Below are 10,415 nucleotides of genomic sequence, written 5' to 3' on the forward strand. Positions count from 1 at the left end.
CAAATTCTTTTTTCTCTCTTCCCGACTCGCTGTGTGACTTTCGTCTCACTCCGTGTCGGTGGATGCGCAGTATAGGGGGTTGAGAAATTAGCACAAGCGTTTTTTGCAAAAAAACTTTCAACCGCACAAATAACGAGCACTCTGCATAGATACTCAACGATCTTGTCTAATATTTCGGGTTGCAGAGGATCTTTTCATGATGAAACACCTGACTTCTGCATTAAAAGATCGCCTATTTCTTTGTGATTTTGATTGCTGATCTTATCTCTCTTGGTTCTTTTTTCTCTTTCTATCGATATAAAGACGAAAAAAAAGAGCAGAACGATGACGAACTGCTCTTTTGGTCTTTGCTTTTTATTTGGGGTACTTCAGGTGAAGTCTTGGAAAAGTGTTTCTTCTATATATAGAAGAAAAGATCAGAGCATCCTTGCCCTTCTCTTTACGACAGATTAGTTAGGGGTATATCTAAATGTCGTTATTGTTCGATGACGCATTGAGCTCGTAAGAGTGGAGCATGCTTGCATTCCCAATGGCGTCATCTTCGAGAGGAACTTAGTTCTTCAATACTTTTACGGTGTAGCTACCATCTTTTTGTTGGTATAGACCGTGGATGTCGGTTTCGAAACCTGGGTAATGCGCACCGATCTCACAAAGCATCTCTAGGAAGTCCAGCACAGGGCGAGACTCTTGAGTCACCATTTCACCAGGAAGTACTAGTGGCACACCTGGAGGGTAAGGAAGGATCATGTTCGCACTTACGCGGCCAACCATTTCTTCCAGTTTGATTTCTTCTACGTTACCGCGAAGCTCTTCTTGCCATGCTGCGTGTGGTGTTACTTTCATTTCTGGAAGTACATCGAATGCTTTGTACATTAGCTCTGGTAGGTTGTATTTCTTAGTTAGGTCATGAATTGCTTGTGCTAGTTCTTGAACGCGCATGCCTTCATAGAAGCTTGGGTCTTCGTTGTATAGCGAAGGTAGGAAGCTCTTGATGGTTAGGTTCAAGTCGTAGCCACGTTTAAATTCAGTTAGACCGCGTAGCAATTGCATTGCTTTTGATTTGTCGATACCGATTGAGAATAGGAACAACAAGTTGTATGGACCTGTTTTCTCTACCACGATGCCGCGCTCGTCTAGGAATTTAGCCACCAGCGAAGCAGGAATACCTGATTCTTCTAGTTCGCCTTCTTTATTCATCCCAGGAGTCAGTAGCGTTACTTTGATTGGATCAAGATACATGTGATTGTCATCCATGTTCTTGAAGCCGTGCCATGTGTCGCTAGGGTCTAGTTTCCAACATTCTGTGGTATCGATGTTTTCTGGTTGCCATACATCGAAGAACCAGCTGTCGCTTTCTGCTTCTAGACGTTTGATCTCTTTACGGAAGCGGATTGCGCGATCGATAGAGTCTTGCATCAACTTCTTACCAGTGTTGCCGCGCATCATTGCCGCTGCAGTTTCAGTAGAAGCAACAATGCCGTACTGAGGTGAAGTTGAAGTGTGCATCATGAATGCTTCGTTGAAAGATTCTTTATCAAAGTCACCTTTCACGTGAATCATTGAAGCTTGCGAGAACGCAGCCAACAGTTTGTGTGTTGATTGTGTTTCGTAGAACACTTTGCCTGGCATCGCTTCACCACTCATACCACATTTACCTTCGTAAATTGGGTTGAAGTTAGTGTAAGGCACCCAAGCACTGTCGAAGTGGATGTGTTTACAATCTAGCGACTCTTTGATGAATTGTGTGTTGTACAACAAGCCATCGTAAGTTGAGTTAGTCACTACTGCGTAAGTTGGTGCTGTTGCACCTGGTGTTTTCGCCACTTTCTCTGCGATTACATCGCGGCTGAATTCGCTTTGTGGGATACCACCAAGGATGCCGTATGCGTTACGAGTTGGGCGGAAGTAGATTGGTGTCACGTCGCTCATCATCATTAGGTGAGTCAGAGACTTGTGACAGTTACGGTCAATCAGTACTGTGCTGCCTGCAGGCGCTGAGTACATACCAACGATTTTGTTCGATGTAGACGTACCGTTAGTTACGATGTACGAGCTGTCTGCATTGAATGTACGTGCGATGTATTCTTCTGCATCTTTATGTGGACCTGAGTGGTCTAGTAGAGAACCTAGCTCAGGCATTGAGATTGATACGTCCGCTTTAAATGTGTTTGGACCGTAAAAATCGTAGAAGATGCTACCAGCAGGGCTTTTCTGGAATGCAGTACCGCCCATGTGACCTGGAGTACAGAAGGTGTATTTACCTTCTTCTACGTATTTGAATAGCGCTTTAGTGAATGGAGGCATGATGGCATCTTTGTATGCCTCAGTCGCTTGGTTGATTTTGATAGCGATGTCGTCAGCCATACCTAAAGCGTACTCGAAGAAGCTCACGTTTAGACGTAGGTCTGTTAGTGAAATGTCTAGAGTAGACTGTTCGTTAGCAAATGCGTGAACAGGCAGTTTTTCGTTGATTTGGCTGATACGTTCACATAGCTCTAGTGAGTATTTATCCCAGTCGAACAGCACACCGCAAATGCGAGGGTTCATCTCAATCATTTTGATCAAGTCTTTATCATCTACTGGGTAAACCACTTCGTAGCCCGCTTTCTCAAGAGCAGCGTGAAGTTGACGAACTGGCTCTTCTTTAAAGAACACACCCATGTGGTTCAAGATAGCGAATATATTCATTTGGACATCTCCAAGGCAAATGAGGGCGCTCTTTGCCATTTACAGGCAATGAGTAAAGTGAGCGCCGCGTGAATTTGGGTTTTATGGGCTGGCACCTTAGTGCCAGCGTTTTGGGGATTAGTTGCTTGCTTGGGCAGGCATGTCGTCAGCGTGCATTTTCACGTACTGAGCAAGACCTGCTTTTTTGCTGTAGAACATCAAGATAACTAGAGACACGATGAAGGTTGCTGTTAGCGTACCGCCCTCTGCACCTGCTAGTGCGATGAAGCAGAACAGACAAGCCACACCAGAGAACAGCATTACGAAGCCGTTGCGTGTTGTCATACCTTCGAAGCGAATCAAGTTAATGCTTGAGTAGAAGTAAGGCAGCATTGTTAGTAGAACTGCGTCAGTCGTTAGCTGGTTGAACAGGTCTGATGCGTGTGCTGTTTTAGAGCTGAAGAACATCAGTACAACCATCAGTGCAGTCATCTTGATTGACGCAAGGATTAGACCTTTCTTAGGCACACCGTTTTTGTCAGTTTCGCCGTAGATTTTAGGGAAGTTGCCATCGCTTGCTGCACGTTTACCAGCCTCGCCCACCAGCATCATCCAAGAACCTAGCGAAGTGAAACATGCTAGTGCTGTGAATGCTGATACGAATGGTGCAGTCCAGCTACCGAATAGCTCAGTGGTTGCCAATGCAAATGGCGCACCTGATGCCGCAACTTCTGACGCTGGGAACATGCCGCTGATCATCTGAGTTGATAGGATGTAAATCACACCTGCGATACCAGTACCTAACATAGTTGCTAGTGGTACAGTACGTTTAGGGTTTTCTACCATACCCGTCGATACCGCTGCTGATTCCACACCTACGAATGACCATAGACAGATAAGAACCGCTGTTACTACCGCGTGGCTGTCAGTGCCTGCTGATACGTTCCAGTTTTGGCTGTAAAGCGCAGTATCGAAGTGCGTCCAACCAAATGCAGCTGTACCAACAACTGGGATAAGGATAAGAACTAAACCAAGCGTACATAGACGGCTTACCCAGCTACCACCAAGTAGGTTGACGAAAGTGAAGATCCATACCGATGCAATCGTCGCAATACCTGCTGGAATTGGGTTATTAAGCACAGGGAAGAATACTGAAAGGTAAGAAACACCTGTAATGGCAATAGCCAGGTTACCAATCCAGTTCGCGTGGTAATAAAGAACGCCCGTTTGGAAACCAAATACCGGAGACACTTCGCCAGCATAAGCGATAGGACCACCTTCTTGTGGGTTTTTGGTTGCCAGACGAGCGTAAACGAACGCCAGACTCAGTGCACCGACCAAACAGATCAGCCAACTGAAGATTGAAACAGAGCCTACAGAGGCAAGACTAGAAGGTAATAGTGCAATACCACTACCCATCATGTTACCGGCTACGACACCCGTACAGGCAATAAGGCCGATTTTTTTCGCATTCGATGACATAACATCTCCAAATCTATTCTACTCGAGTCAACATGACTCAAACTGAATGGTTATTAGCGAGATGCTATGAGGAGGAACCTTCTCGACCTCGCTAAATTTCGAAGTGAAGACTACGCCCAAAAATCGGGAAAAAAATAAACTTGGTGTTATCAATAAAATGATTAGTTCATCAACATCAAGTTGAGATAAACATGATAAACACAAAAACATAAAACTATATTATTCATACAGTTACAAGAAAAACATCAAACCTTCTACCGATAGATAAACTCTCATCAACTCGTTGGTCATCGCGATAAAAGTTATCAACCTCTATCAACTTCCCCATCCCGAAGGGTTAATTCCCTGAAGTGTTGATTCCATAAATCTCTCCCTGATCGCGCTTCTTGACCCAAGTCAATATTCATCTCGCATGCAAGAAGGCACCAAAATCATTCTCGCCACATAACTCATCCAGACACTTCATACAATCAATAGAGATAGAGATAGAGATAGAGATAGAGATAGAGATAGAGATAGAGATAGAGATAGAGATAGAGATAGAGAAGCAAAGCGGGTATGTATTCCCGTTGCAAGCTTGCGTTGTTAGCTCCTTCGTAAGTCATTGCCCCACCGCCTCACCCTTTTCACTTTTCGACAGCGACAAAAAAGCCCCTCACCGAAATGAGGGGCTAGCATTAGACTGACGTTGAGTCCGAGAGAATTAAAGCATTCGAACGACAGAAGGGTGAACGGCGCGATACATGGCGTAATCAATCGCCTTCATGTTACTTGGGAAGACCAAGTTTTCGCACAGCAGGTACGTCTCAACCGACGTATCAATATAGAAAGCTTCACTGTAAGACTCACTGGCTAAATCCAGATCACCATCCAATTCGGCGTGCTTACCGCGAATCACATAGGAAAGCACTGAATCACGTAACCTCAATGCCTGTCCGAGATGCCGCTTGGCTAACGCCATGTCACCAATGATGGTTTCGTGCAGTGCTAAAGCTTCATAAATTCGCGGTTGAATTGGCCCCACCATCATTTTCACATTAGTCTCTAGTGCTTCACTGAGCTGCTGCATTCGCCCTTTCTTCAACTCCTGTGAGAAATCAAGTGCCTTTTGTACATGGTAAGCAATCAACAACTCAGCTTGAACGTAAGCATTATCCGGCTCGATTTCTAAAATGTTTTCCATCAAGTCGATACCTTGGCGGAATTGTTTAGTATCAGAGACATTAAGGTAATGGTTAGCCTGAACAAACAACTCCAACGCGTCGGGATTCATTGGCATTCCCGCCACCAGCATCGTAGATTTCAATTTGGCATCCGACACTTTCAGCACTTGCATCAAATCCAACGACGCTTGTTGAAGCACTGGCTTTAAATGACTACTGGTTAACGCGTATTGACGACTAAACAACACTTTCTCAGATGAGTTATTGCGATATTCCACCTCTAAAAAGCTGCCACCGTCATTCTCACGAACTCTCACCACAACCGATTTACCAGGCACAATGCCAGAAGTAAACGACGCCTTCTTTAGCATGACTCGGTAATCACTGACTTGAGCAATGTCGGACATCAACTTTTGGGCGAATCCGTCTGCCAAATCGTAGCTTAATCCTTCATTCGTAAAATTATCTTGAAACTTGAACTCAATCAGATGGGTATCGATGGCTTGGGTAATACGCACTTCCGACTGCTTGTAGGTAAACACGCCCATCACTACGACCAACATACTGATCCAGATGAAGTTCATAATTCCCAATCGCCAAGGGCTGATTTTGTTTTTGCTCTGAGGTGCTTTTTTCTCTTTTGACATCTCGCAGACCGCGCGAGTTAGAGGACCGGCAGGAAAGGTAACGGCTGGTGCTATAGGTAGACAATCCTCTTCCGATTCTTCAACCGAAGGTGGGATCTCTTCATTTTGCCGACTTGTGACAAACTCTTCATGCGTCATAGTAACCACGTTCGCTACCAGCTTATAGCCACGCTTGGGCACCGTGATAACGTAGTTGGTATTTTCCTTTCGACCGTCACGTAGTAGCTTACGCAACTCAAAGATGGATTGAGTCACCACTTGATCGGTCACAATCGCTCCAGCCCAAACGTACTGAATCAATTCCTCGCGGTTGAACACCTCATTCGCATGCTCCGCTAAGAAGTGCAAAAGATTAATTAAGCGTGGCTCAACAGTAACTTCCCTATCTTGTCGATACAGCTTATTTTCATCAACGCTCAAAACCCAGTCATTGATTTGAAAATAGACTCCAACCATGTATGAAAACTCTCGTATCTACAGACAGCGTTACGGTAGGAATCAGACAATGGTCGATTCCTACAAGTAACTAAAGGCAAGATTATAGGTGGGAAAGCAGCGTGTACCTAGAAAAGCAAGTCGCCAAAAATGCAAACTTAAGTTAAGTGATTCAAGAATGAGACTACTCAAGTGCTGCGAGGATAGAGCAATGTGTGGCGTCATCGTCTGTATGACCACAACAAGCATCATTAATCTTCTTTAACGCTCGGCGAATTTTCGTCAGCTCGTTAATTTTCCCATCAATCAGCTCTAACTTGGCAGAAGTAATGGCTTTTACCTCTGCACAGCTGTGTTCTGTCGCTTCTAACTTAATTTCTAACAGGTCTTTAATTTCATCCAGACTCAAGCCAAGATCTTTACCTTTGAGGATAAAGTGCACCTGCTTTTGATTCTCTTCATCATACAAGCGGTAGCCTGACTCACTTCGCCCTGCGGGTTTTATTAGCGCGTTTTTCTCGTAGAAACGCAATGTATCGGCAGTCACACCACAACGTTTTGCCAGTTCACCTATCTGAAACATAACTTTCCCTATTAACTATCTCGTTACTTTTAAAGCTAAAGAACGACTTTTTTGCAATTATTTTTGAGATGCCAAACGATTGCGCGAGCTTTTTTGTAATAAATTGGTTAGAATACGCGCCATCAAATGTGGAGACTGTTTTCTAACCAGAAAATACCCTGCAAAGGTCTTTACCAAAACTGGCCAATATTTTACCCCAAGAGGTAAAAACAAGTTCATTTTTGGCAAACATCTTTAACTCCGTGAATTTGAGGAAAATGGAAGCATGAATAACGCTCGTCCTATTCGCCGTGCGCTTATCAGCGTATCAGACAAAACAGGTATTGTTGAGTTTGCGCAAGCTCTTGCTGAGCGCGGTGTCGATATCCTATCTACTGGTGGTACAGCTCGCCTACTTGCCGAACAAGGCACCGCCGTAACCGAAGTCTCTGACTACACTGGTTTCCCAGAAATGATGGACGGCCGCGTTAAAACGCTTCACCCAAAAGTTCACGGTGGTGTGCTTGGTCGTCGTGGCCAAGATGATGACGTGATGGAAAAGCACGGCATCAACCCTATCGATATGGTTGTCGTAAACCTATACCCATTCGCAGAAACCGTTGCCAAAGAAGGCTGTACACTAGCCGACGCTGTTGAAAACATCGATATCGGCGGCCCAACAATGGTTCGTTCTGCAGCGAAAAACCACAAAGACGTGACTATCGTTGTTAACGCGGGTGATTACGGCCGCGTAATTGCAGAGATGGACGCAAACGACAAATCTCTCACTCTCGAAACTCGCTTCGACCTTGCCATCGCTGCTTTTGAACACACTGCCGCTTACGATGGCATGATCGCAAACTACTTCGGCACTATGGTTCCATCTTACGGTGAGAACAAAGAAGGTGATGAAGAGAGCAAATTCCCTCGTACGTTCAACCAACAGTTCGAGAAGAAGCAAGACATGCGCTACGGTGAGAACAGCCACCAAGCAGCCGCATTCTACGTTGAAGCAAACCCACAAGAAGCATCCGTTTCTACTGCTCGCCAAATCCAAGGTAAAGCCCTTTCTTACAACAACATCGCAGACACGGACGCAGCGCTTGAGTGTGTGAAAGAGTTCAACGAGCCAGCATGTGTAATCGTAAAACACGCAAACCCATGCGGTGTTGCTCTAGGTAAAGACATCCTAGAAGCGTACAACCGTGCTTACCAAACTGACCCAACATCTGCATTCGGCGGCATCATTGCATTCAACCAAGAGCTAGACGCAGCAACAGCAACCGCTATTGTTGAGCGTCAATTCGTTGAAGTGATCATCGCACCTTCTGTTTCTGCTGAAGCGATTGAAGTGGTTGCAGCGAAGAAGAACGTGCGTCTACTTGAGTGTGGCGAATGGACAACTAAGACAACTGGCTTTGACGTGAAACGCGTGAATGGCGGTCTACTGGTTCAAGACCGTGACCAAGGCATGGTAAGCCTAGACGACCTAAAAGTGGTTTCTAAGCGCCAGCCAACAGAAGAAGAGCTGAAAGATGCACTGTTTTGCTGGAAAGTAGCGAAATACGTGAAATCTAACGCGATCGTTTACTCGAAAAGCGACATGACTATCGGTGTAGGTGCTGGCCAAATGAGCCGCGTTTACTCTGCGAAAATCGCGGGCATCAAAGCTGCAGACGAAGGTCTACAGGTTGAAGGTTGTGTAATGGCATCAGATGCATTCTTCCCATTCCGTGACGGTATCGACGCGGCTGCAGAAGCGGGCATCAAGTGTGTGATCCAACCAGGTGGTTCTATGCGTGATGACGAAGTTATCGCAGCGGCAGACGAACACGGCATGGCGATGATCTTTACCGGTATGCGTCACTTCCGCCACTAATCCTCTCGTCTTCACTGGGACGATAACTGCGTTGACGGCGTTCACTTATCCTAATCACATAGCATACTATGCTCATAGGAATAAGTTCACTTGTCGCCTTGTCCTCGTCCCACTGAATTAGAGAGGTCATACTCAGGTCTTTGCGAAATATCTGAGTTTGAGCAAACGGTATTTATAAGATTAAGGATTTTCATATGCGAGTTTTAATCATTGGTTCAGGCGGTCGTGAACATGCGCTAGGCTGGAAAGCAGCGCAAAACCCAAATGTTGAGACTATCTTCGTTGCACCAGGTAACGCAGGTACAGCACTAGAGCCAAAACTAGAGAACGTAAACATCGATGTAGAAGACATCGCTGGCCTTGTTGCTTTCGCCAAAGAGAAGGCGATTGAATTGACTATCGTTGGCCCAGAAGCACCATTGGTTATTGGTGTGGTTGATGCTTTCCGTGAAGCAGGTTTGCCAATATTCGGCCCGACCCAAGCAGCAGCACAGCTTGAAGGATCTAAAGCGTTTACCAAAGACTTCCTTGCTCGTCACCAAATTCCAACGGGTGCCTACGCGAATTTCACTGAAATCGAGCCAGCTCTTGCTTACGTACGTGAGCAAGGTGCACCGATCGTAGTAAAAGCTGACGGCCTTGCTGCTGGTAAAGGCGTTATCGTAGCGATGACGCTAGAAGAAGCTGAGGACGCAATCAAAGACATGCTAGCAGGCAACGCATTTGGTGATGCTGGTAGTCGTGTCGTTATCGAAGAGTTCCTAGATGGTGAAGAAGCAAGCTTCATCGTGATGGTGGATGGTGAGAACGTTCTGCCAATGGCCACCAGCCAAGACCACAAACGCGTAGGCGACAAAGATACGGGTCCTAACACCGGTGGCATGGGAGCATACTCTCCAGCTCCAGTGGTAACACAGGAAATCCACAACCGCATCATGGAAGAAGTGATTTACCCAACAGTACGTGGCATGGCCTCTGAAGGTAACCCTTACACTGGTTTCCTATACGCGGGTCTGATGATCGACAAAGACGGCACTCCGAAAGTAATCGAGTACAACTGCCGCTTCGGTGATCCTGAGACACAACCTATCATGATGCGCATGGAATCGGATCTTGTTGATCTGTGCCTAGCGGCAATCGACGAGAAACTGGATCAAGCGGAATCGAAGTGGGATCCACGAGCATCGATTGGTATCGTGTTAGCAGCCGGTGGTTACCCAGCTGCATACAACAAAGGCGACGTAATTTCGGGTCTGCCACAAGTTGAAATTGAAGGCGAAAAAGTCTTCCATGCAGGTACAGATAACAAAGATGGCGACATCGTGACAAACGGTGGTCGCGTTCTTTGTGCAACGGCACTTGGCAACAGCGTATCAAAAGCGCAGCAGCGTGCTTACGAGCTTGCAAAACAGATCCGTTGGGATGGCATGTTCCATCGCAACGATATCGGCTACCGTGCAATTGCACGTGAGCAAGACAAATAAAAACAACATAAGTTGGCTAAAAAGTAAATTACCACCTTCTAAAGAAGGTGGCTTTGTGTGAGCCCCCTAAAAGGGGGCCTTTGTTTAGTCCAGCGC

6 protein-coding genes are annotated in these 10,415 nt (G+C 45.8%); 2 read left to right on the forward strand and 4 right to left on the reverse strand.

Annotated features, from left to right (window positions below; genetic code table 11):
• Positions 1 to 552: 552 nt before the first annotated feature.
• The 4 genes from R7Q11_RS23920 to zntR all read right to left on the reverse strand — a co-directional run bounded on the left by R7Q11_RS23920 (position 553) and on the right by zntR (position 6,977).
• Positions 553 to 2,688, reverse strand: coding sequence for a lysine decarboxylase CadA (locus tag R7Q11_RS23920; protein ID WP_005451159.1), 2,136 nt, complete (start codon positions 2,686 to 2,688; stop codon positions 553 to 555).
• A gap of 117 nt (positions 2,689 to 2,805) precedes the next feature.
• Positions 2,806 to 4,149, reverse strand: coding sequence for a cadaverine/lysine antiporter (gene cadB / locus R7Q11_RS23925; protein ID WP_017821792.1), 1,344 nt, complete (start codon positions 4,147 to 4,149; stop codon positions 2,806 to 2,808).
• Between the two features lie 703 nt (positions 4,150 to 4,852).
• Complete coding sequence (cadC, locus tag R7Q11_RS23930) at positions 4,853 to 6,415, reverse strand: lysine decarboxylation/transport transcriptional activator CadC (protein ID WP_225466777.1); 1,563 nt, start codon at positions 6,413 to 6,415, stop codon at positions 4,853 to 4,855.
• Between the two features lie 163 nt (positions 6,416 to 6,578).
• The gene (zntR, locus tag R7Q11_RS23935) at positions 6,579 to 6,977 is read right to left on the reverse strand and encodes a Zn(2+)-responsive transcriptional regulator (RefSeq protein WP_005382529.1); all 399 of its coding nucleotides are present in this window, start codon (positions 6,975 to 6,977) and stop codon (positions 6,579 to 6,581) included.
• A gap of 265 nt (positions 6,978 to 7,242) precedes the next feature.
• On the opposite strand from zntR, the gene purH reads away from it, so the two are divergent.
• Both purH and purD read left to right on the forward strand, forming a co-directional pair.
• Complete coding sequence (gene purH, locus R7Q11_RS23940; protein ID WP_225466778.1) at positions 7,243 to 8,835, forward strand: bifunctional phosphoribosylaminoimidazolecarboxamide formyltransferase/IMP cyclohydrolase; 1,593 nt, start codon at positions 7,243 to 7,245, stop codon at positions 8,833 to 8,835.
• Between the two features lie 194 nt (positions 8,836 to 9,029).
• Positions 9,030 to 10,319: a phosphoribosylamine--glycine ligase gene (gene purD, locus R7Q11_RS23945; protein ID WP_115386356.1), complete on the forward strand. Its 1,290-nt coding sequence runs from the start codon at positions 9,030 to 9,032 to the stop codon at positions 10,317 to 10,319.
• The last annotated feature ends 96 nt before the right edge of the window (positions 10,320 to 10,415 follow it).

This window comes from Vibrio sp. 970 (assembly GCF_033339075.1).

Excerpts from the sequence above, each read along its gene's own strand:
- cadB (WP_017821792.1), bottom strand. The coding sequence starts at position 4,149 with ATGTCATCGAATGCGAAAAAAATCGGCCTTATTGCCTGTACGGGTGTC.
- zntR (WP_005382529.1), bottom strand. The coding sequence starts at position 6,977 with ATGTTTCAGATAGGTGAACTGGCAAAACGTTGTGGTGTGACTGCCGAT.
- cadC (WP_225466777.1), bottom strand. The coding sequence starts at position 6,415 with ATGGTTGGAGTCTATTTTCAAATCAATGACTGGGTTTTGAGCGTTGAT.
- purD (WP_115386356.1), top strand. The coding sequence starts at position 9,030 with ATGCGAGTTTTAATCATTGGTTCAGGCGGTCGTGAACATGCGCTAGGC.
- purH (WP_225466778.1), top strand. The coding sequence starts at position 7,243 with ATGAATAACGCTCGTCCTATTCGCCGTGCGCTTATCAGCGTATCAGAC.
- R7Q11_RS23920 (WP_005451159.1), bottom strand. The coding sequence starts at position 2,688 with ATGAATATATTCGCTATCTTGAACCACATGGGTGTGTTCTTTAAAGAA.